The 22,959-nt window shown below is 48.8% G+C and carries 20 protein-coding genes; 15 read left to right on the top strand and 5 right to left on the bottom strand.

Features of this window, described 5'->3' with window-relative positions:
- Positions 1-5: 5 nt before the first annotated feature.
- Positions 6-620, bottom strand: coding sequence for an exonuclease (locus tag Dvar_RS00515; protein WP_419659773.1), 615 nt, complete (start codon positions 618-620; stop codon positions 6-8).
- Positions 621-843: 223 nt separating this feature from the next.
- Here Dvar_RS00515 and Dvar_RS00510 point away from each other — a divergent pair, with 223 nt between their 5' ends.
- Genes Dvar_RS00510 through Dvar_RS00500 form a run of 3 tightly spaced genes read left to right on the top strand, consistent with a single transcriptional unit; the run spans position 844 to position 5,516 of the window.
- A complete protein-coding gene (locus tag Dvar_RS00510) occupies positions 844-4,242 on the top strand; it encodes a UvrD-helicase domain-containing protein (protein WP_419659772.1) in 3,399 nt (1,132 codons plus the stop codon).
- Positions 4,243-4,251: 9 nt separating this feature from the next.
- Positions 4,252-4,632 (top strand): hypothetical protein, encoded by a 381-nt coding sequence (locus Dvar_RS00505; protein WP_419659771.1) that lies wholly within the window; start codon positions 4,252-4,254, stop codon positions 4,630-4,632.
- Positions 4,633-4,634: 2 nt separating this feature from the next.
- Positions 4,635-5,516: a HEAT repeat domain-containing protein gene (locus tag Dvar_RS00500; protein ID WP_419659770.1), complete on the top strand. Its 882-nt coding sequence runs from the start codon at positions 4,635-4,637 to the stop codon at positions 5,514-5,516.
- Positions 5,517-5,562: 46 nt separating this feature from the next.
- Here the strand turns inward: Dvar_RS00500 and Dvar_RS00495 are convergent, their stop codons facing one another.
- Both Dvar_RS00495 and Dvar_RS00490 read right to left on the bottom strand, forming a co-directional pair.
- Complete coding sequence (locus Dvar_RS00495; protein WP_419659769.1) at positions 5,563-6,201, bottom strand: response regulator; 639 nt, start codon at positions 6,199-6,201, stop codon at positions 5,563-5,565.
- A gap of 92 nt (positions 6,202-6,293) precedes the next feature.
- Complete coding sequence (locus Dvar_RS00490; protein ID WP_419659768.1) at positions 6,294-8,603, bottom strand: penicillin-binding protein 1A; 2,310 nt, start codon at positions 8,601-8,603, stop codon at positions 6,294-6,296.
- Between the two features lie 439 nt (positions 8,604-9,042).
- On the opposite strand from Dvar_RS00490, the gene hisI reads away from it, so the two are divergent.
- From hisI to pabB, 12 genes are all read left to right on the top strand, one after another.
- Positions 9,043-9,420, top strand: a complete 378-nt coding sequence (hisI, locus tag Dvar_RS00485) for a phosphoribosyl-AMP cyclohydrolase (RefSeq protein WP_419659767.1) — start codon at positions 9,043-9,045, stop codon at positions 9,418-9,420.
- Positions 9,417-10,292 carry an ATP phosphoribosyltransferase gene (gene hisG, locus Dvar_RS00480; protein WP_419659766.1) on the top strand — a complete coding sequence of 292 codons (876 nt, stop codon included), beginning with the start codon at positions 9,417-9,419 and terminating at the stop codon, positions 10,290-10,292. Before hisI ends, hisG begins: the two co-directional genes overlap by 4 nt.
- Positions 10,293-10,316: 24 nt before the next feature.
- Positions 10,317-11,459, top strand: coding sequence for a pyridoxal phosphate-dependent aminotransferase (locus Dvar_RS00475; RefSeq protein ID WP_419659765.1), 1,143 nt, complete (start codon positions 10,317-10,319; stop codon positions 11,457-11,459).
- A gap of 22 nt (positions 11,460-11,481) precedes the next feature.
- Entirely contained in the window at positions 11,482-12,078 is a 597-nt protein-coding gene (gene yihA, locus Dvar_RS00470; protein ID WP_419659764.1) for a ribosome biogenesis GTP-binding protein YihA/YsxC, read from the top strand.
- Complete coding sequence (gene era, locus Dvar_RS00465) at positions 12,071-12,976, top strand: GTPase Era (RefSeq protein ID WP_419659763.1); 906 nt, start codon at positions 12,071-12,073, stop codon at positions 12,974-12,976. The genes yihA and era overlap by 8 nt, the downstream gene beginning before the upstream one ends.
- A complete protein-coding gene (locus tag Dvar_RS00460) occupies positions 12,976-13,857 on the top strand; it encodes an ATP-grasp domain-containing protein (RefSeq protein ID WP_419659762.1) in 882 nt (293 codons plus the stop codon). The genes era and Dvar_RS00460 overlap by 1 nt, the downstream gene beginning before the upstream one ends.
- Complete coding sequence (locus Dvar_RS00455; protein WP_419659761.1) at positions 13,854-14,156, top strand: HNH endonuclease; 303 nt, start codon at positions 13,854-13,856, stop codon at positions 14,154-14,156. Before Dvar_RS00460 ends, Dvar_RS00455 begins: the two co-directional genes overlap by 4 nt.
- Positions 14,157-14,627: 471 nt before the next feature.
- Positions 14,628-16,124 carry an ATP-binding protein gene (locus Dvar_RS00450; protein WP_419659760.1) on the top strand — a complete coding sequence of 499 codons (1,497 nt, stop codon included), beginning with the start codon at positions 14,628-14,630 and terminating at the stop codon, positions 16,122-16,124.
- On the top strand, positions 16,108-17,595 hold the full coding sequence (locus tag Dvar_RS00445; protein ID WP_419659759.1) for an ATP-binding protein: 1,488 nt from the start codon (positions 16,108-16,110) through the stop codon (positions 17,593-17,595). The genes Dvar_RS00450 and Dvar_RS00445 overlap by 17 nt, the downstream gene beginning before the upstream one ends.
- A gap of 131 nt (positions 17,596-17,726) precedes the next feature.
- Positions 17,727-18,845 (top strand): HD domain-containing protein, encoded by a 1,119-nt coding sequence (locus Dvar_RS00440; RefSeq protein ID WP_419659758.1) that lies wholly within the window; start codon positions 17,727-17,729, stop codon positions 18,843-18,845.
- A gap of 211 nt (positions 18,846-19,056) precedes the next feature.
- On the top strand, positions 19,057-19,734 hold the full coding sequence (locus Dvar_RS00435; RefSeq protein ID WP_419659757.1) for an anthranilate synthase component II: 678 nt from the start codon (positions 19,057-19,059) through the stop codon (positions 19,732-19,734).
- Positions 19,734-21,983, top strand: a complete 2,250-nt coding sequence (gene pabB, locus Dvar_RS00430) for an aminodeoxychorismate synthase component I (protein WP_419659756.1) — start codon at positions 19,734-19,736, stop codon at positions 21,981-21,983. Before Dvar_RS00435 ends, pabB begins: the two co-directional genes overlap by 1 nt.
- A gap of 11 nt (positions 21,984-21,994) precedes the next feature.
- Here pabB and Dvar_RS00425 read toward each other — a convergent pair whose 3' ends face one another.
- Together Dvar_RS00425 and Dvar_RS00420 are read right to left on the bottom strand one after the other, a co-directional pair.
- Positions 21,995-22,354, bottom strand: a complete 360-nt coding sequence (locus tag Dvar_RS00425) for a nucleotide pyrophosphohydrolase (protein WP_419659755.1) — start codon at positions 22,352-22,354, stop codon at positions 21,995-21,997.
- Positions 22,344-22,844 carry a MogA/MoaB family molybdenum cofactor biosynthesis protein gene (locus tag Dvar_RS00420; protein WP_419659754.1) on the bottom strand — a complete coding sequence of 167 codons (501 nt, stop codon included), beginning with the start codon at positions 22,842-22,844 and terminating at the stop codon, positions 22,344-22,346. Before Dvar_RS00420 ends, Dvar_RS00425 begins: the two co-directional genes overlap by 11 nt.
- Between the last annotated feature and the right edge of the window lie 115 nt (positions 22,845-22,959).

Here is a 22,959-nt window from a genome sequence, read left to right as displayed (position 1 = left end):
GTCAATTACTCCGTAAAACGGGTTGGTGTCAGTTTAGAAAGCTCGTCTTTTTCCGTGTCGGACAACGGTGACGTTAAGGCGGCCATGCTATATGGAAACAAACGGATCAGTTTGAGTTTGAAAGATCTAGTAAAAAGGGTTTCCAGTTCTTCATTGGCACCTTTCAAATTGGAAAAAAACCAAAGTCTTTCAGCCTCATAGTTCCAAACCAGATCATAAATATTGGGTGTTGCCGGGATCCGTAAATTTAATACATTCAATACATGATCCTTGATTTCCTTTTTTTCAGTCTTGCTTAAAAATTCGCGCCCGCTGCTTTCCAAGCGTTTTTTCATTTCTAATGTATAGTGCTTCTGAACAATTTTAGCGGGAATCGATTTTTTATCAATGCGCATTGAAAAAACAAAATGAGTCCCGATCAAAAACGGATTTTCATCAAAATCCGTGCTAAAAGGATTGTTAAAACAAGCCCAGCCAATGGCTTTATCCGAGGATTCGTTGTCAATCTCCTCAACGGAAAACTTTTTCAACCCTTTGGCAACCGTTTCAATGATCGGCTCGGCGATATGACCGTCAACATAGTACTGGGTGATGGAAACAGATGATGATAATATTCCCATTAAAAAATCCTATGATCTCCAATAGTAAGATTTATTATTAAAAACAAATACATATACAATTTTTTTTTAAAAATATCAAGTATTTTGTACGCCTCAAAAAGATTTTCCAAAAGATCGATTAACGAATCGATTCAAACATGCTAAATGAAATCCATAAGCACACGTCATGTATTATTATTCTTATTTTAATCAAATAGTTAAAATTTAGCCAAACCATACCCCCATGACGACTAAAAAAACATTTATCGCCGATCTGCATATTCATTCAAAATATTCACGGGCAACGGCAAAAGATCTGGATCTTGAACATCTTTATGTGTGGGCCCAAAAAAAAGGCATCACTGTGGTCGGAACCGGAGATTTCACCCATCCGCAATGGTATTCAGAGCTTACCGAAAAGCTCGAACCGGCTGAACCGGGGCTTTATCGGTTAAAACCGGATATTGAACAGTGTTGGGACGAGTGGGTTCCCCCGTCCTGCAGGGCACCGGTGCGGTTTATCTTAAGTTGTGAAATCAGCAACATCTATAAAAAGAAGGATCGAACCCGCAAAAACCATAATCTTGTTTTTTTTCCCGATCTGGACTGTGTCAATCGTTTCAATGCCCGACTGGACGCCATTGGCAATATCCATTCCGATGGAAGACCGATCTTAGGGTTGGATGCGCGCGATCTTCTCGAGATCATGCTTGACACTTCGAGCGATGGATTTCTGATTCCCGCCCATATATGGACCCCCTGGTTTTCCATGCTGGGCTCAAAATCAGGCTTTGACGCATTAACCGAATGCTTTGATGACCTCAGTTCATATATTTTCGCCGCTGAAACCGGTCTGTCATCGGATCCTGCCATGAACTGGCGGGTATCGGCCCTGGACAATATTACCCTTGTCTCTAATTCTGACGCCCATTCGCCATCCAAACTGGGCCGTGAAGCCAATCTGTTTAACACCCGGATGGATTATTTCGCCATTCGAAAAGCCATCGAAACGGCTGATAAAAATGCGTTTTTGGGTACATTCGAGTTTTATCCGGAAGAGGGTAAATACCATGTGGACGGCCATCGCAAATGTGATGTCTGTTTTACCCCATCGCAGACAAGAAGTCATTCGGGACGGTGTCCGGTATGCGGAAAACCGTTGACCCTGGGCGTTCTTCATCGTGTTGAAGAACTGGCCACAAGACAGGCAGGCATTCGGCCCGAACGGGCATTGCCGTTTTACCGACTGATCCCTTTGGAAGACCTGCTATCGGAAATCCTTGGTGTGGGGGCCAAATCGAAAAAGGTTCAACGCACCTATCAATCAATTCTTGAGACACTGGGCAGCGAATTTCATATTCTGCATACCTTATCGCCCGAGACCATCGAGCGTGCCGGGGTACCGCTGTTGGCGGAGGCCATTGGCCGCATGCGCGATAACCGGGTTTCCTTTTCGCCGGGGTATGACGGCTGTTACGGCACGGTCCGGATTTTTGAGAAGCAGGAAAAAAACCAACTTTTAGGCCAAAAAAACCTGTTCACCGCTTTTGAAAAAAAAGTGTCCTCAAAAAAAAAGAACCTTGACCCGCCCTATGGTCAACCCCCATCGAATCCAAAACCGAATCCCGGTCCCAAGTCGTCCACGGTGTCACCAACGCCGGTCATTGCCTTGAATGAGGATCAGCAGCAGGCGGTCGACCTCAGCCACGGTCATCTGATGATCGTGGCCGGACCAGGAACCGGAAAAACCCGCACGCTAACCCATAAAATTGCGCAACTCATCCAAAACGGATCGAATACCGATCGCATGCTGGCGGTTACCTTTACCAATAAAGCCGCCATGGAAATGAAAACGCGCCTGGAAGGTCTGTTGAGCGCGGATTGCCGCCTTCCCTTTGTGGGAACCTTTCATGCACTGGGCTACCATATCCTGAAATCATCCATGCCTGATGGATCGCTTGGCGTGGTGGACGAAGAGATGCGCCGTGGATTGATGAAAGACATTCTTTCCATGAACAAAATGAGCGATTCGATCAAGGTGGATGAACTGATGCAGTGGGTGGTGTGTGCCAAACAAAATCTGCACGCATGCACCCAGGTGCCGGACGGGATCTGCCCGCCTGATCAACTCGGTGTTTTTGTATCGTGTTATCAAGAATATGAAAGATTATTAACCATCCTTAATCTTGTGGACTTTGAAGATCTTATTTTTAAATCAGTAGCGCTGCTTGGAAAAAAGAAAAACCATTGCCCCTTCTATTCTGAAGGGTTAGATCACATTTTTATCGATGAGTATCAGGATATCAATGCCGGTCAATACCAGCTCGTCAAATTACTGGCCGGCGCCCATGCAAGCGTATGCATCATCGGTGATCCGGATCAATCCATTTATGGCTTCAGAGGCTCGGACACAAACTGTTTTAAATGGTTTTTACATGATTTTCCCGACGCCAAAACCGTTTTCCTACGCAAAAACTATCGATCCATTCAAACCATTCTGGATGTATCTTCACAGGTGATACGGTCCAACCCGGATTCACTTGAAACCGGTCACCGACGGGCGGTTTTTTCGGATTTATGCGGTGACAAAACCATTCAGATGATGCAATTGAAAACGGAACGATCGGAAGCCGTGGCCATTGGTAAAGCAATCGAACAGATGGTCGGTGGAACGGGTTTTTTTTCAATTGATTCCGGTGCAGTGGATGACAATGGGCAGCCCCTGAGTTTTGCCGATTTTGCCGTATTGGTCAGAACGCGGGGCCAGATCCAAATCATTGGTGAAACCCTGGAAAAAGCAGGCATCCCCTGTCAGGTTGTTGATCGTAAAACCATATTGGATCATGACGGCATTAAAAAACTGATTGCCGTTTTCAAAATGGTCCATGAAACAGGCGGGTTCGATGATCTTCAAATCGCCGCCCAGATGCTATATGCATCTGTGTCAAAAAAAACGATACAGCGCTTGAAAACCTGGGCTTACAAAAAAGGACTGCCTTTAACCGATGCGTTGATCCAGGCGCGTCGATTGCCGATTCCCCACATCCCCATTGCCCAGCAACAGAAATTATTCGACTTTATTATTGAGCTGACACAAATAAAAAAATCAATGCAAGGGCTTTTGGTTTCTCAAATGATCGAATCCCTGATGGATAAAACCGGAAGCACCCCAACCGTTGCCGATGATCGCCTATTTGAAAGCAGTTACCAGCAGCTGTTACAAATCAGTCATGACTATGAAGCGGATCCCAATGGATTTTTAGCGACCATTGCCCTTTGCAAAGATACGGACGTTTATCATCACCAGGTCGAAAAAGTATCCCTGATGACGATGCACGCTTCCAAAGGTCTTGAATTTCCGGTTGTTTTCATCGCCGGCTGCGAAGATGAATATATCCCCTATCATGCCCCCGGCAGACCGGCTGACATTTACGAAGAACGGCGCCTGTTTTATGTCGCCCTGACCCGGGCCATGCGGCATCTTTTTTTAAGTACCGCCGATACCAGACAAATCCATGGACAGCAATGCCATCGACAACTGTCCCCGTTTGTAAAAGATATTGAAAACCGCTATAAACAGGTTTCTCAAACAGAAATAAAAAGAAAAGCCAACCCCGTTCAGGAGCAACTTTCGTTATTTTAAAGGATAATTATGTCAACTGGTAGTCTGATTAGCACTCAACGGCTCGATAATGGATTGGATTTAAGGTTTCTGGATCAATCAAGGCAAATCGCCAAGGACCGATGGTACGTATGCGTCATGGTTCAAATAAATATTCCCATAGAAAAAAAATGGTTTGACCATCAACCGGTGGATGACCTTAAATTTCAGGATATACGGCATGTGTTGGGGGACACAATCCTTTTTGAGCAGAAAAAAGACCGTAATTTTGTCAGTGCCACTCAAAAAGACGATGTTATCAAAGAAATTTATGATACCACCATCGATACGACGAAACACTATTTCGGCCTCCCCAATTTTGCGGCCAAATATATTTTGAAAACGTATACTGAAAAAATGCGGCACCGATAATCATGAAAACCGCAAAACTCATTCCCATGGATCGGGAGCACCGTCTCCAAAAAAGGGTGCACCAATACGTATCCAACTCAGAACTTTTTTTTTCAAATGCTTCTGCCGCGGTTACGCTTTTTTTGGATGCGCTTCCCCATGCCGATTCGCGGCTGCTCTCGAAAATGCTGCCCCTTTTGGGCTGCGCGGGTGATGACCGGGTGCTGTGGCCTTTATTTCACCTGATTACTTCCAGGTCACTGGATGATCCCTTAAGGACCAATGCAGCAATCCATTTGGGATTGGCCGCATCGTTGAGCCAGAATCCACTGGCCATCAGAAACGCGCTGATTGAAAAGCTAAATCACCCGGATGCTGCCATCCGCTGCAGTTGCGCCCTATCGCTGGGCTGGAAGGGAAACCGGCCGGCAATCAAACCCCTGGCACTGCGTTTTTGTGATCCAGACCAGGATGTAAGAGCCGCCGTGATTACCGCCTTGTCTTCGGTGGAAGACGAAGACGTATTGGTATTGCTCGAGAACCGATTGAAATGCGGCACCAAAGAAGAGCAACGTGTCATTTTTTTACATTTATGGCGGTTTCGCAAACACCTCAGCCAGGTTGAAGATATCTACATCAACCACATGGCCAAGGCTGACACGGATTTGCGGCTGGATATGCTGGTTGGATTAGCGATGCTGCCCCTCTCCCCCAAACTGATTGATCTGTACCGATTGTTCGTCGTCGATAAAAATGCCCGAATCCGCCATCAAATTGTGGAGAATCTATCCACCGTCAGCCCGCTTGAATATAAAGCCTTGAATCAGCACCTGCGCAAGTTGTTGGATGACGAAGACGCCCGTGTTCGCCAGGCAGCCATCAAATTGTTCGCCCGGCCGAGATAGTGCCCCCCCGCGCTTAAATATCAACCATAGGTCTGATGATATTTCCCTACGCTTCAATGACCTTATTTTGGATGGCAAAACGAGACAGGTCGGCATTGTTGCGAAGATTTAATTTCTTCAGCAGCCGTGATCGGTAGGTATCCACAGTTTTAATACTGATATGAAATGCGGCAGCGATTTCACGATTGGTATTTCCCAGGGCGAGGCGCCTTAATACCTGAAGTTCCCGGGTAGAGAGCGTCTCCAAGGGACTTTGGATCTGATTGCCTTTGGCGACCCGCAGAGCAAGCGCTTCAGCAGCATCTTCGGTTAAAAAACGAGCCCCGGAATGGACTTTGCGGATGGCATTGACCAATTGTTCCGGTGCGCTTTGTTTGGTGATGTATCCCATGGCACCGGTTTCAATGGCCCGAATCACATACTGATGCTCTTCGTGCATGGTCAAAACCAAAATGGGTATTTGGGGAAATTCGGCTGTCAGCTGGGTGATGACCTCTAATCCATCCAGAACAGGCATGGAAATATCGATCACCGCAACATCCGGCTCCTCGCGGCGAACCGCCAATACGGCTGCCCGTCCATCGGCGGCTTCGGCCACCACTTCGATATCCCCGCTTTCCTCTACGATACGTCGAAGCCCTTCACGCACAATGCTATGATCATCGGCCAAAAGAACCTTAATCATGGTTTTCCACTTTCTCGTCCAAAAATATACAACATCTCGTTAAAATGGCCATTTTCTGATCCGTGGGCAGTGTTGGCGTCGACCTTGAATGATCACATATCAGACTTGAAAAAGGACTCGGTATCCACGATTGAATCCGGTTTTTTGGTATATTCAGTCGGTACCGTGCCTTCTTTAAAGCATTCAAAAATAGTTTGTTTGGATTCGGGAATCGGTAACAGGCCGGTTTGGGCATCGATTTTGGAAAAAACCACACCTTCGGGAACAGGGAACTCCCGAACCGGTTTGTCTTTCAATATATCCTGCATAAACCCCAACCAGATTGGACTGGCCGTTCGTGATCCGGTCTCGCCTTTTCCCAAAGGCCGGCCATTATCGTAGCCGACCCAGACCCCGGATATATAATCGGGCGTATAGCCAAGAAACCAGGCATCCTGCAGATCATTGGTGGTTCCGGTCTTTCCGGCAACCGGTCGATTGAGTGCTTTGATCCGCCTTGCGGTTCCATCTTTGACCACACTTTTCAAAAGGCTGGTCATGATGTAGGCGGTGCTTTTATCGACAACCCGCTTGCGCGCAGGGTTCATCTCTTCCAGAATGTTTCCGTAGCGATCCTCGATTTTGGTGATAAATGCCGGTTCCACCAGGTATCCCTTGTTGGCAAACACCGCGTAAGCGTTGACCAGTTCCAAAAGCGATACCCCCGACGATCCCAAGGCAAGGGAAAGGTCCCGGGTCAGTTCTGATGTGATCCCCAGCTTTCTGGCGTAATCAATGCATGCATCGATTCCAATATCCTGAAGAATTTTTATGGTCACAACGTTACGGGATTTGGCCAATGCTTCCCGAAGCAGTGTGGGACCATAAAACTTTTTGCCATAATTTTTCGGTTTCCATGTAAAATCATTGACTTGATCTTTAAAAACGATCGGTGAATCGATGATTTCGGTTGCCGCAGTATATCCATTGTCCAGAGCGGCAGAATAAATAATTGGTTTGAAAGCCGATCCCGGTTGCCGCCGGGACTGAATGGCCCGGTTGAACTGGCTTTCAGTAAAGTCGCGTCCGCCCACCATCACTTTGACCAGGCCGGTTTCAGCCTCGATACAAACCAGCGCGCTTTGGGTTTCAGGATTTTGATCAAGAGACAAATCCCACATATCATCCGATGTTTGCTTTTTTATCAATTTGACCAGAATGACATCCCCTATTTTCAATACCTGGCTGACTTTTCTGACGCGGGCTTGATAATAGGCGACATTGATATTGGGTTTGCGGGCCCAACGGATGTCTTCCAGCGAAATGATGCCCCGGGCATCTCCCAAACGAACCGTTGCCGTACCGGCGCTGTCATCCACATCAATGACCACCCCTTTGGTCGACATGCCTTCGATCAGGGGGTTATCCGTAAACGCGGCTTGAAGTTCATCACTGAAACTTTCGATTTCTTCGGGTGATAAATGCTCTTCAGGACCCCGATATCCTTGTCGTCGGTCCAGGTCGGTGAGGCCTTTCTCGATCTCTTTGCGGGCTGCCTTTTGCATTTCAATATTCACTGCGGCATAGATTTTCAGACCTTGGGAATACAGTGCGTCGGCGCCGTACTTTTTTTCCACATAGCGCCGAATATGCTCAGTGTAGATGGGAACTTCTTCGATGTACCAGTTGCGACGCGGCTTGATATCCATTTTTACGTCGATGGCTTCGGAGACTTCCTGATTATTGATAAATCCGTCAGCAAGCATTCGGTTTAATACATAAATCTGGCGCTGCTTGGCCCGTTCGGGATATCTGAAGGGTGAATAGCGACTGGGTGCCTGAGGCAATCCGGCGAGGATGGCACATTCGGCCAAATTCAGTTCGCTGACCGTTTTGCCGAAATAATTTTCAGCAGCGGCTTCAACACCATAAGCGCCGTGCCCCAGATAAATCTGATTCAAATATAAATAAAGGATCTCTTGTTTGCTAAATGCCTTATCAATCCGGTAGGCTAAAATTGCCTCTTTTATTTTTCTTTCATAGCTGCGTTCAGGAGTCAGTAAAAATGATTTAGTCACCTGCTGGGTGATGGTACTGCCTCCCTGAACAATGGTCCCCGCTTCCAAATTTTTAATAAACGCACGGATAATGCTAAAAAAATCAATTCCCCGATGTTTGTAAAACCGGGCATCCTCTGCAGCAATGAAGGCTTGCTGAAGCTGAAGGGGGATGTCGGACAAGGGAACCACAATGCGCCGTTCTTTATAAAATTCGGCAATTTTTCGGTTATCGTCCGAATACACAGTTGTAATAATGGATGGGTGATAGTCGGTCAGGGATGTGATTTTAGGCAGGTCGTCGCTCAAATACAAATAAATCCCCACCATGCCTGCCATCCCGATCAACATCAGGATGAGGGCCATGATCAGCGACCATTTTACCAAGCGGCCAAAAGTTGCTGATGATTGCCGTCGGGCTCTTTTTTTTAAAATCTGCGACGCACTTTTTTCTTTCGGCATGGCAAACAGTAAAAACCTTTAATTTAATGTTATGTCAAGAAGTAGATGAGTATTTGTTAGTGGTACATGAACATATTGATGTGTATATGAAATGAAGTCGAATATATATATCTATTTATATTCATATTACAAGTTTTAAACTCTAACAAAAGAAATACGTTTTCGCAAGATTATCCCTTAGTTGCAAAAATCCCTCAGTTACAAAAAAAATAGATTGACTCTGACAAATCTTCTGTTTAGATAATTCAGTTTTTTGATTTGTTATGGGTGATGCATTGGATTTTATCCTTATAAAAAACAAATAAATTCGCAATACGATATTGCTATTTTGGAGTAAAATCAAATGATAGAATTAGATTTTGAAAAGATGGGGGGGTTGGTGCCGGCCATTGCCCAGGATGCTGAAACCGGTGATGTGCTAATGCTGGCGTTTATGAACAAAGAAGCCTGGGAAGAAACCCTGAAAACCGGTCGGGCCACTTATTACAGCCGCAGTCGAGATACATTATGGGTAAAAGGGCTTACATCCGGTCATATCCAAAATGTCAAGGAAATCCGGGTCGACTGTGACAACGACACCGTGCTGCTCAAGGTTGAGCAGGTGGGCGGGGCAGCCTGTCACACCGGTTATGCCAGTTGTTTTTACCAACAAGTGAAAGATGGAGACCTGGTGACTGTGGGTCAGCCGGTTTTCGATCCCAAGGAGGTTTACAAAGAATGACTTTGCCCTTGAAACTGGGTATTCCCAAGGGAAGCCTGCAAAATGCCACCTTTGCGCTGTTCAAACGGTCCGGCTGGACCATCAATGTCAACGATCGCAGTTATTTTCCGGAAATCAACGATGAGTCCATCGAATGTGCCATCTGTCGTGCCCAGGAGATGTCCCGTTACGTGGAAAACGGCACCCTGGATGCCGGATTGACCGGTAAGGACTGGATCGCCGAAAACAATTCAGACGTTCATGTTGTCGAAGACTTGATTTATTCCAAAGTCAGTGCCAGACCGGCCCGCTGGGTGCTGGCCGTACCTTACGATTCACCGGTAAAGACCATCGATGATCTGGAAGGCAAAAAAATCGCCACTGAACTGGTCGCATTCAGCAAACGCTATTTCGAGTCCCGCGGTATTTCCGTAAAAGTTGAATTTTCCTGGGGCGCTACGGAAGCTAAAGTGGTTTCCGGTCTGGCGGACGCGATCGTCGAGGTTACGGAAACAGGCAGCACCATCAAGGCCCACGGTCTGCGCATCATCCATGAACTCATGCAGACCAATACCCAGTTGATCGCCAATCGCTCGTCGTGGGAGGATACGCAAAAACGCGAAAAAATCGAACAGATCGCCCTGCTGCTCAAAGGCGCGTTGCTGGGTGAGAAATTGGTCGGCATCAAAATGAATGTGCCCCACGACAAACTGGAACAGGTGGTTGATCTGCTGCCCAGTTTGAATGCCCCGACGGTTGCCTCGCTATACCAGTCCGACTGGTTTTCCGTGGAAACCGTGATTGGTACGGGGGTCGTGCGTGACCTGATTCCGGAGTTGCTTAAAAAAGGAGCAGAAGGTATTATTGAATATCCTTTGAATAAAGTGATTTAGAATAATAATCAAAAAGGGAAACCCATGGCATCGAGACGCACGGAAGAAATGACATCCTTTATCGTCATGGATGTTCTGGAACGGGCCTGTGTTCTGGAGTGTGAAGGCAAAAACATCGTCCACCTGGAAGTGGGAGAGCCCGATTTCGACACACCGGCATGTATAAAAGATGCGGCCTGCAAGGCGTTGGCGGACGGGTTTACCCATTACACCCACAGCCTGGGGATGCTGGAGCTGCGTGAAGCCATTTGTGAGTATTATCACGACACCTATGGCGTAACCGTGGATCCAGACCAGGTGGTGGTCACCTCAGGCAGTTCACCGGCGATTTTCATGCTTTTTGCCGCCCTGCTGGAAGCCGGTGACCAGGTAATCCTGTCCGACCCCCATTACGCCTGCTACCCCAACTTCATCAAATTTGTCGGCGGTGTGCCGGTGACGGTACCGGTGTTCGAGGAAGACGGTTTTCAATTTCGGCCCGAGGCGATCAAGGCCAAGCTGTCTGACCGCACCCAGGCCATTTTCATCAACTCGCCATCCAATCCCACGGGTAATCTGCTCTCCGAGTCACGCATGCAGGCCATCGCCGATATGTCGCCATGGATTGTTTCCGATGAGATCTACCACGGCCTGGTCTACGAGGGGAAAGAACACTCCATTTTGGAGTTCACCGACCGTGCTTTCGTGTTCAATGGATTTTCCAAACTGTTCGCCATGACCGGCCTGCGCCTCGGTTACCTGATCGCTCCCAAAGCATTCATGCGTCCGATTCAGAAAGTTCAGCAGAACTTTTTTATCTCCGCCAACGCCATGATCCAAAAGGCCGGTATTGCCGCGCTCAAAGAGGCCGGTGACGATGTCAAGCAAATGAAACGCATCTACAACGAGCGGCGGGTGTATATGATCAAACGGTTGCGGGAAATGGGTCTGGGCATCACCGTGGAGCCTACCGGCGCCTTCTACATATTTGCCAATGCCAAGCATCTTTCCAGTGATTCCTATGCCTTGGCCTTCGACATCCTGGAAAATGCCTGTGTCGGCGTTACACCGGGCATCGATTTTGGTCAACAGGGTGAAGGATACCTTCGTTTTTCCTACGCCAATTCCATGGAAAACATCATCGAGGGGTTAAATCGGCTGGAAGCCTATTTAAAAACCCGCAGTTAAACGGTATTTTGGTATTTTTCACATGATCGTAAAAACGGCAGAATTCGTCACCAGCGCGGTCAAACCGTCACAATATCCCGAGGCAAACTGGCCCGAAGTGGCATTTGCCGGTCGATCCAATGTGGGCAAATCATCATTGATCAACACCCTGGTTAATCGTAAACGACTGGTCAAAACCAGTTCAACACCCGGCCGCACGCAGCTGATCAATTTTTTTTCAGTCAACAATGCCCTTAGTCTGGTGGATCTTCCAGGCTATGGGTATGCCAGGGTTCCTGCATCGGTAAAGCGCAAGTGGGGACCGATGATTGAAACCTATCTGAAAGGGCGTGATACCCTCAAAGCGGTGGTTCTGATTATGGACATCCGCCGCACACCGGGTATCGAGGAAAAAAATTTTATTGACTGGCTGGCGTTATATCACCGGGCCTGCATTCTGGTATTGACCAAAGCGGATAAGCTGTCCACGTCCGCACGAAAAAAACAACGGCAGGCAATCGCCACTGCCCTGAACATGGATCCGTCGACCCTGATTCTTTTTTCCGCCAAGTCGCGGCTGGGAAAACCCGATGTCTGGTCGGCCATCGACAGAATCGTTTTGGATGAATGCCGTGAGTGAAAACGAAACCGATCAACATTTCAGATCAGGCTATGTTGCTATTTTAGGGGCCCCCAATGCGGGAAAATCGACGCTGCTCAATCGGTTGTTGGGGCAGAAGATATCCATCACCTCCAAAAAGCCCCAAACGACCCGTAACCGTATCCTAGGCGTGGTTCAGCGACCGGCCGCGCAAATTATTTTTCTGGATACCCCTGGGGTTCATCAATCAAAAACCCCACTGAACAACCGGATTGTGGATGCTGCCCTGGCCACACTGGCAGAAGTGGATCTGATCTTGATGATGGTGGATGTCAGCTCACCGGACAAAACCGCGGAAGCGCTTTTGATCCAAAAATTGGCCGAGCAACAAAAGCCGGTTCTGCTGGCCCTGAATAAAATTGATCAAATCAAACGCCAGCAGCTGTTGGGACATATCGAAGCGTGGTCTGCCGCGCTTTCCTTTATGGCTGTGGTTCCCATCAGCGCCAAAAGTGGAGAGCAGGTGGACCAGCTGTTGGAAATTATGGAAACCAACCTTCCCCTGGGCCCCCCGTTTTTTCCTCCGGACAGCCTGACGGACCTGCCGACCCGGTTCATTGCCGCAGAATTGATCCGTGAAAAGGCGTTTCGATTAACCGGGCAGGAAATCCCCTATGCCGTAGCGGTCACCGTGGATGAATTCAAAACGGAAAAAAACGGTAGGCTGGTTCGTATCCACGCCACCATTCATGTGGAACGCGATTCTCAAAAAGGGATTGTCATCGGCAAAAAAGGGGCCAAGCTTAAACAGATCGGTGAAGCCGCCCGGCAGGCGATTGAAGAGATGCTGGAAACCCGTGTTTTTCTGAAGCTGTTTGTGCGGGTGCAAAAAAACTGGACCAAGGATACAAAAGCGCTACGCAAATTCGGGTACTGATGATTCTTTCCTATCATCCCTGTTACGAAACCGACACCAATCGTTTATGCGCCGGACGGGATCCGGATGCCGATGATCTGGCAGCCATTCAAAGAGCCGACGCTGTAATCCTGCCCCAAGGCTGCAGGCAAACGCTTTATCGCATGGCCAAGGATAACTGCCGCCATGTTTTTCCAAACTACGACGCCCGTTTCGCCTATCCTGGAAAAACCGGTCAGGCCCGGCTGTTCGAAGCTACCCAGATTTCCCATCCGAAAACATGGATCTTCAGTGATCTGAAACAGTTTAAGAATTGGCAGCAGACCGCTTCAGCCATTGTATTTCCCATCGTGTTCAAACTGGATTGGGGGGGTGAAGGTGAGACGGTGATGTTGCTTGAATCCCCTTCTGATCTTGATCAGGCGCTTTGCAAAGCAGCTGATTACGAAAAATCCGGTCAGCGGGGATTTCTCTTGCAGTCGGTAATTCCCCATAAAAATAGAACCTTGCGAATGGTGGTTGTTGGACAAGCCCGCAAAGCCTATTGGAGAGTTCAGGATAACCCCGACATTTTCGGTACCAGTCTGACGGGTGGCGCTCGCATCGATCATGCAGTCAGTCCGGACATTGAGCGTGAGGCATTAACGCTGACCAAACGATTTTGCCACCAAACGCAAATCAATCTTGCCGGATTGGATTTTATTTTTCATCAATCGGACCTGATCGCCGATAATCCGCAGCCGCTGATATTGGAAATCAATTATTTTTTTGGTAGGACGGGGTTGGGCGGGTCCACGCCTTTTTATGCCATGTTGCAAGCCGAAATCGACAACTGGCTGGCAAATATCGGGTTGAATATCAATATTGCAACCGCAAACATTAGCACCACGGAAAAAGAATGAAACCCTACGCATACGACTTGGATGAACGGGATATCAAACGGGAACGTCAAAAAGCCCGGGAACTTCGCTCGTCCCAGTGGTGGAAACGACGTTGTGCCAAGGGTGTGTGCTATTATTGCGGCCAACCGATACCGGCAGGCGAATTGACAATGGATCACATTGTTCCGGTAGCCAGAGGGGGAAAAACCACCAAAGGAAATGTAGTGCCCGCTTGCAAAACGTGCAATAACAAAAAAAAACAACTCCTTCCCATGGAATGGGAAACCTATCTCCAGTCCATCCGTGAAGCCTCCGATTAATTCATCATTTCCCGTTTTCAATTCTAATTTTTTCGTACTGATTTTTGAATAAGCCATCTCTACCGGCAAACCATTCAGGTCTGTTTGATCAGTCTTTCTTTATAATAATTAAATCTATTTCTTTATTATATAGTCTTATTAGGAATTAACAAAAAGTTAATAACTCTATAAATATTTGATTTTAATATTATTTTTTTAATTTTGATTGTTGATAAGTATGAGATTGATTTTCAATTACCGATGCGTAATAGAAGGGCTTAAGCAAATTGTTAATAACTTCCGATTTATTGACCAGTTTTCAACAGTTGTTTGTTAATAACGTCGATTTGTATGGCAAAATATGTCGATGATTAATTCCTTCAAAATCTTAAACACGATATTTTCGCCGTATAGCTGTTGACAACGTCACCAATCTGTCTTTTAATCGCTCGATTGCGAGTGTTTCAGGAACCTCAACCCCCGGGAGGTCTGATGCGCACGGAAAAAGAACACAACTTGCTACTCAAGGCGTTAGATGCATTCAACCGTAAGGTTGTCATTATATCTAATGATTTTAAAATTTTAGCGTCTGCTGGGATGGATGACTCCATTAATGGAAACACCATTATCGGTGCACGTTGCCACCAGGTTTTTTTCAATCGTCCCGATCCTTGTGATAAGTGTCCGGTCAAAAAGGTGTTAAAATCGGGCCTCCCCTCTCTTCGGGACCTCTCTGCAAACGCATTGAGCAAACAAAAACACGCTTGTCTTTACGCTTATCCGTTTGAGGACGACGACGGCCAACAGGTAATGGCTATTTTTAATTTCGAGCTGCCCGCCTTGGATGGCTTGGAGGAAGAATTGCGCCGGGCCAATACCTTTTTATACAATCTTTTGCAAAGTGCCTGTGATGGTGTGGTCGCTTCAGATATGACCGGTAAGATCATTATTTTCAATGACGCCGCCACCGAGGTAACCGGCTATAGTGTCGATGAAGCCTTGGATAAGCTGTATATCTGGGAAATTTACGAAGATGATGGGGCTAGGCAGGTCATGCGTTTTTTGCGAAGCGAGGATTATGGCGGCAAGGGCAAACTCAAAAAATACCGCACCAATGCCATCGCAAAAAATGGAGAAATTTTTCCCATCAGTCTCTATGCATCCATCATTTATGATGAAAACGGGAAAGAAGCCGGCTCGATTGGCTTTTTCCACGATTTAAGAGAGCGTATCCATATCCAGAAAAAACTGGAAAAAACCCAGCTGCAGCTGATCCAGTCTGAAAAAATGGCTTCGTTGGGAAAGCTGTCTGCCGGTGTGGCCCACCAGCTGAACAATCCACTGGGCGGCATTACCCTTTACACCAAATTGATGCTCGAGGATTACGATCTGGAGGACAATGCCCGGGAAGATCTCTACAGAATTTTAAAGGATGCCCAGCGCTGCCGGGAAACGGTCAAGGAGTTACTTGAATTTGCCCGTCAGACAAGGCAGTTTATGCGCCCTTTGAGTATCAACAAGGCCATCGAGCGAACCCTCTTTTTAATCGAAAACCAGACCTTGTTTCACAACATCACCTTACAAAAACGAATGACTCCATTTATTCCTTTGGTAAAAGCGGATCCCCAGCAGCTCGGCCACGTTTTTATGAACATTATCATCAATGCCGCCCAGGCCATGGACGGCTGTGGCACCATCACGATTACCACACGGGAATCCGCCAATAAAGATCGGGTGATTATCGACATTGCCGATACCGGGCCAGGTATACCTGAGGAAGATTTGAGACATATATTCGAACCCTTTTTTACAACCAAGGAAGAGGGCAAGGGCACTGGATTAGGCCTTAGTGTTGTCTATGGTATCATTGAAAACCATAATGGAAATATTTTTGCTCGTAGCCTTCCCGGCCGTGGCAGTACATTTACAATTGAATTTCCCATAACCCATGAAACAAAAAAAGGAGCTGACCATGCAGAGCACGCCTGATCCTGTAACCGTTTTGGTGGTAGATGATGAGAAGGGAATCCGGGACGGATCGGCGCGAATCATCGACCGCATGGGATGCCATGCGCTGACGGCCAAAAATGGCGAAGAAGGGCTGGATATTATCGGACGCACCGATGTGTCCATCGTCCTGTTGGATCTGAAAATGCCAGGTATCGACGGCATGGAGGTACTCAAACGCATCCAGACCCTGAACCCGGATATCCTGGTTATTATCATCACCGGTTTCGCCACCATTGAAACGGCCATCGAGGCCATGAAACGGGGCGCGTATGATTTCATCCCCAAGCCGTTCGAGCCGGATCAACTGCGCATTGTGGTCAATCGGGCACTTGAAAAAATAACCCTGAAAAAAGAAGCGGCCAACTTAGAGGCCGAGCGCCGGCGGACGCTTGCCGACCTGGGAACGGAAAAAAGCAGGGTGCATACCATCATCGATTCGCTTCCCAACGGTATTGTCGTCACCAATGCCGATGGTCAAGTGGTGCTGATGAACCCGGCTTTTGGCCGGCTTTTATCACTAAGCGAAGACACCGCCACCGGCGACCATATTTCGGCGTATATTCCCGATGAAGGATTATGTCAGTTGATTGTGGAAATTTCCGGTGGCCGTCATGTGGATTTTGACGATATTCCATCCTACGAATTTGCTGTGGGGGGGGACCGGTTTTTCATGGCCCGCGGCAGACCCGTGCTGGGAGAGCGTAAAGAATGTTTGGGAGCGGTGGTAACCTTGGTCGACATCACCAACATGAAAGTGCTGGATCGTCTCAAATCAGAGTTTGTCGCCAAGGTATCCCATGAACTCAGAAGTCCACTGTCCACGATCCACGAGCAGCTGGCACTGGTACTCAACGATTTGATGGGGCAGCTAAGCGAATCGGAAGAGCATCTTCTGGCAAGGGCCAAAGAAAAAACCCAAGGGTTGATTTCCACCATCGGAGACCTTTTGGATCTGTCCCGCATCGAATCGGGAACCACCTGCCAGGAACCCAAACCCGTGATGTTGGAGGAACTGTTAAGCAATATTGTCGATTTTCTTGGCACCCGGGCCAAAAACAAATCCCAGACCTTGACATTGGTTAAACCGGATACCGCCCTGCCGACCATCAAGGCCGACCCCCTGGCCCTGGAAAGTATTTTCGGTAATCTGATCACCAATGCCATCAATTACACCCAGGAAGGTGGCGAGATTACCGTTCGTGTCGATTTGTCCGGGCTTAACCTTCGGGTACAGGTGATCGATAATGGGTTTGGTATTGATGAAAGGTATCTGGATAAAATTTTTGACCGGTTTTTCCGCGTAAAAAATGATAAAACCCGATTTATCACGGGAACCGGGCTGGGACTTCCCATCGTCAAAGGATTGGTGGAAGCCCTAAAGGGCCGCATCAGTGTGGAGAGTGAGCCGGACAAGGGAACCACGTTTACGGTGTTGATACCTGTGGATTGATAAAATAGGTTAAAAAATGATTGGCTCAATATCTGCATAGTGATAAAGAACAAATTTCAGTGTATTATCAATAATGATGGTATAAAAAAGTATCCATGGTCTGGATGCGTGTGTCGTAGAAACGATAGAAAATGATCAGATCCATTTCCAAAATGTTCACAGCCTCTCGTTTTTCAGAGGCTGGCAATCAAGATCGACAACGGGTATCGAATCACCTGGATAAAGATAACGGCTCGCGAATCTGGCAGCCCAAGGCATTATCAGGTCATACTGACCGCTTAACCGAGCCTCAGGCACAGACGCCACCCGGTAGGGACGCCTTTCAATCCCTTTCACCAGCGGTATTGCAGGCCATTCGCCAGACCCTGATAGAACAGGAAACCGCCTTTCAGCATCAGTGGGTCGAAGAGACTTTTTCCAGCCTTTGGGCCCATAGCTCAAGAGTGGGCCGCATTGCCGTTTACCTTGCGGAAAAGGAGGGCTGCCCAACGCAGCCGGCACTGTTGGCCGGTCTTTTCCATGATATGGGAAAATTTGCCCACGGCCGCTACCATGCGGACGATACCCCGGAAGAAAAAAATGCGGTCCTGCTCGCCGAACAGATTCTTTCGGGAACCGCCTATGAAAAATGGATTCCCACCATCAGGGAGGCCGTTCTTTCCTGTTACCTTGACGGCGAAGCGACCAATGATGTGGGACGTATTGTTTTCGATGCGGATAGCCTTGATAAACTGGGCAACATGGGCGTTGCGCAGTTTTTTGCTAAAAAAGCCATGCGTCGCCAGTTTTTGGATGATCAACTGATGATCCGCATGAGCGTTGAGCTGACCTATGCCTATCATGCACCCGATACACTGAAAACAGCCACCGGAAGGGCCCTGGCAAAGCAACGCAGCCTTCGCACGAGGCGTTTTTACACGGATTTGGTAGAAGAATGGACGCTCTTGGGCCTGGGTGATGTCACCATCATACAGGAGGATATTGCCGGTATCGTTTGCGTGTTTGTGGTTCCTTGCCAGTGTCACTGTGGCGGCAATTTGGTGTGTGAATCCGATATTCGCGATGCGGTCAAATGCAGATCGGCGGTTGTGACCTATCGATGCATGGACTGCAATACCGCCAATGAATTTTCTTTTTGCCTGCCCAATGTCAACGGGTTGCCACGCAAACACCAGCGTCAATTGGTATCGTGTGTTTTGCCGGATAGCCGATCCGGATCTGATCGGTTAGCCATTCGGACGGATTCGTAAAAGTTTTTGCTTGACCTAAATCAGCCATTTAGGCTACCGAAGGAAAACAAATAAACGAAAAGGTGTGCCTCCATTTTGGTGACGCACTGATAATATTGAGTTATGCAATAGGCATCAGCCACCCAGGCTCAACCTGGGTGGCTGTTCTATTTTCTGGACAACCACGATTTCAGTATTCTTTTAAAATCATTTAATCAATTTGGAGATATTGATGAATAGTCTGCTGGTGATCGATAATTATGATTCTTTTACCTATAATCTGGTGCAGATGTTTATGCGCTATGACCTTTCCATCAGGGTTTTTAGGAGTGACCGTATCACACTCGAGCAGGTGGCCGAAAAAAAACCGGATTATATCCTGATCAGTCCGGGGCCCAAGGATCCAACGCATGCCGGCATTTCCATGGACCTTATCGATGCATTTTACCGGACCACCCCCATATTGGGAGTCTGTCTGGGGATGCAGTGTATCAACGAAGTCTTCGGTGGTCGCACCGTACGCGCCAATCGGCCCATGCACGGTAAAACCAGTCCGGTGATCCATGAAGGCATGCATCTGTTTGCCGGCCTGCCCTCCCCGTTTCAGGTGGCCCGCTACCACTCCCTGGCCGTTGCCCCGACCCCGGCAGCGCTGAATACCGAGCTGGTCGTGACCGGGCGCACGGCAGGCGTCACCATCATGGGGATTTCCCATCGCAGGTATCCCATTCACGGTGTTCAGTTCCACCCGGAAAGTTTTCTGACCGACCATGGGTTTGCCCTCATAGAGAATTTTTTATGCCTGGGTCCCTTGAGGGATACATTGACCGACCAGACATTGCAGCAATCGGTAAACGCTTTTCGTCCTTTACGGATCGGATCGGTGGCATGCATGGAGGTCCGGTGTTGATGAAACGGGTCATTGATTATCTGCCGACCTTGACCGGGGTGCGTTCGCGTGTGTTTCAGCTGGACTGTCCATTTGACGCTCTGGCCGCCCGCTTTGCCCATGAACCGGGCTGCGTGGTGCTGCTCAGCGGCTCGGACCTGGACTGCGCCCGCTATCACATCATGGCTTTGCATCCCTGGCTCACCCTTTGTGGGCGTCATGGACTAACGCAGATTGTGCTGGATGGCACAGCGCATTGCATGGACCATTCGCCACTGGATGTTCTTGACGCGGTGCTGGGGCGTTGCCGACTGGCCACCGACGAAAAATGGGCGCCCGTCACCGCCGGACTTTTCGGTTACCTGGCCTACGATTTGAAAGACAACCTTGAAACCCTGCCCCGAACATCAATGGACGACCTTAACCTGCCCCATCTGTATTGGGTCGCGCCATCGTTGATTGTGGTCCATGACAAGATCGCCGGTACCACGGTGGTGCATGCACCGGTGCGCGAGGATCGGGATGTGCCATCGGCTGATACGGCCATTGCTGATTTTTTGTCCGAGATAAAGCAGCCGGCACCGGCTTCCGGTTCCTTTTCGGGTGATGGCCGGCCGATGGTATCCAATTTTTCGAAAAGCGAGTATGAGGCCGCGGTGCAACGCATCCGTGAATATATCGCCGCCGGTGATGTTTATCAGGTCAACTTTTCCCAACGTTTTGAAATGGGCTTCAACGGTGATGCATTCAGCCTTTTCCGCTCACTGTATCAGATGAATCCAGCGCCGTTTTTCGCTTTTGTCAATGCCGGCGATCATCAGATTGTTTCCACCTCTCCGGAGCGGTTTCTGATGCAGCGTGGCCGGCAGGTGGAAACCCGGCCCATCAAGGGCACCCGGCCGCGGGGCAAAACACCCGATGCGGACCGGGCCATGCAGGCCGAGCTTTCCGGTAGTCCCAAGGACGATGCCGAGCTTTCCATGATCGTGGACCTTTTGCGAAACGATATCGGACGGGCATGTACGGGCGGATCGGTCACGGTGACCGAGCACAAACGGCTTGAGGCCTACCAGAATGTCTACCACCTGGTTTCCGTGGTCGACGGAATCCTGGCCGACGGCAACAACAGTGTGGACCTGATCCGGGCCACGTTTCCCGGCGGTTCCATCACCGGATGCCCAAAGATCCGGTCCATGGAGATTATTGACGAATTGGAATCGCACCGGCGTCATGTTTACACGGGATCCATCGGATACATCGGGTTTCACGATACCATGGATCTGTCCATTGCCATCCGTACGGCCACCATTGTCGGCGATCGGCTGCTGTTTTCCGTGGGCGGTGGAATCGTCTATGATTCCGACCCTGCCGATGAATTTGCCGAAACCCTGCATAAAGGGGAAACCCTGATGCGGGTATTTCAGGGAACGGCCCGGCAACCCAATAGCGACAAGGGACCCTGGGTGTGGCAAAACGGTCGTCTGACCGTGCAGGACAAGGCCGCTGTTTCGACAAGTGATTTAGGGGTGCAATACGGGTTTGGTTTTTTTGAAACCATCCGGGTTGAAAAGGGGATTGTCTGCCGGTTGGCCGAGCATCTGTCACGATTCAACCGCTCTTGGGCGGATCTGTTTGGCGGGCCGGTACCGGATCTGACTTGGTCGGACGTGATTGACCAGGTGATTGACAAAAACGGGTTGGCTGATACCACCACGGCGGTCAAAATTCTGGCCACCCGGGGCGATTCTAACGCAACCGTTTTTAATGGCACCCTGTTGGTGACCGCCCGGCCGTATACCCATCGTCTAGAGGCCCTGGGATTAAAAGGCCTTCGGCTTGTCACCTATCCCCACGCGCGCCTGACGCCGCTGGCTGACCACAAAACGCTGAATTATCTTTACTACTACCGGGCCGGCGCCTGGGCCCTTGAGCATGACGCCCACGAAGCCTTGATTTTGAATCCGGATCACAGTGTGTCCGAGACCAACACTGCCAATCTGCTGGTGATATCGGGACAAACAGTGACGTGCCCGGTTTCCCCCCATGTGCTGCCCGGGGTGATGCAGGCGGCGGCCTGCCAGTGGTTTTCGAAAAACGGGTATGCGATTGTCGATCGGCCGCTTGATCCCGATGCCTTATTTCATGCTGATATGGTTCTGTTAACCAACGCCCTGATGGGCGCGGTGCCGGCCGTTGGTCTGGATGGGCGGACGCTCAGTGTTGATACCGCACTTTGTGAGGCACTGAATGAGGGGCTCGTCAATGCTTAATTGTTTCATTCTCAGGTTGAGGTGTTTAATTTTGGGTTTTGCAGGTGACGGTGGTGGTCACGGGATGTTTTCTTTTGAAGGTTTTGTAAAATGGCCGCATCCAGATCCACACCGGTTTGATTGGCGATACAGACCAGAACAAAGAGTATATCGGCGAGCTCATCGCCAAGATCCGATGCTTTTTCAGGGGTTTTATAACTTTGTTCACCATAGGTGCGGGCCATGATACGGGCCAGTTCCCCCACTTCTTCCATGAGAATCGCCAGGTTGGTCAATTCGGAAAAGTAGCGCACCCCATAAGTCTGGATCCAGTGATCCACCCTGGACTGTAGGTCCTTGACGGTCATTTCAGCAAAGGATTTATTTGACATGGGCTACGACATGCCCTAAATCCGGAAAAATCAGCGCCTTGCAGGCCAGTTGACAGGCCTTCTTGCTGCCCGGCATGCAAAATACCACTGTTTCGCCGATGGTACCGGCTGCTGCCCGGGAAAGAATGGCGGCCGAATCGATTTCTTCGAAGCTTAGCTGAGCAAATATGGCACCGAACGCAGTCATTTCCTTGGTGAACAGGGGTTTGATGGCTTCGATGGTGACATCTTGGGGGGTGATACCGGTTCCACCGGTAATCAACAGGGCCTGAAGATTTTGATGGCGGATGGCCTTCAATGCCGTTTCCCGAATGGCGGTGATATCGTCGGTCACCACCTCATGGAAGCGTACATTGTGCCCTTCTTTTTTGGCCTGCCCGGCAATCCACAGACCGCTTTCATCGTCGGTAAGGGATCGAGTGGAAGAAACCGACAGGATGCCTACATCAACTGCCCGCGGTGCTGATTTGCGATGTTCGTGTACGCCCATATTCACCTACCTTATAATTTCATTTTTTTCTTAATCAACAAATTAACTAGCGTCCATCCAGAAATGGTGAATTTTGCCCGAGTTCAAGGCGGCCAACAAATTCAAACCGGAGGAA

The organism is Desulfosarcina variabilis str. Montpellier (genome assembly GCF_048565275.1).
Lineage (GTDB): Bacteria > Desulfobacterota > Desulfobacteria > Desulfobacterales > Desulfosarcinaceae > Desulfosarcina > Desulfosarcina variabilis.
Note: the sequence above shows the minus strand (reverse complement) of the source record. Positions and strands in the feature narration are given on the sequence as shown.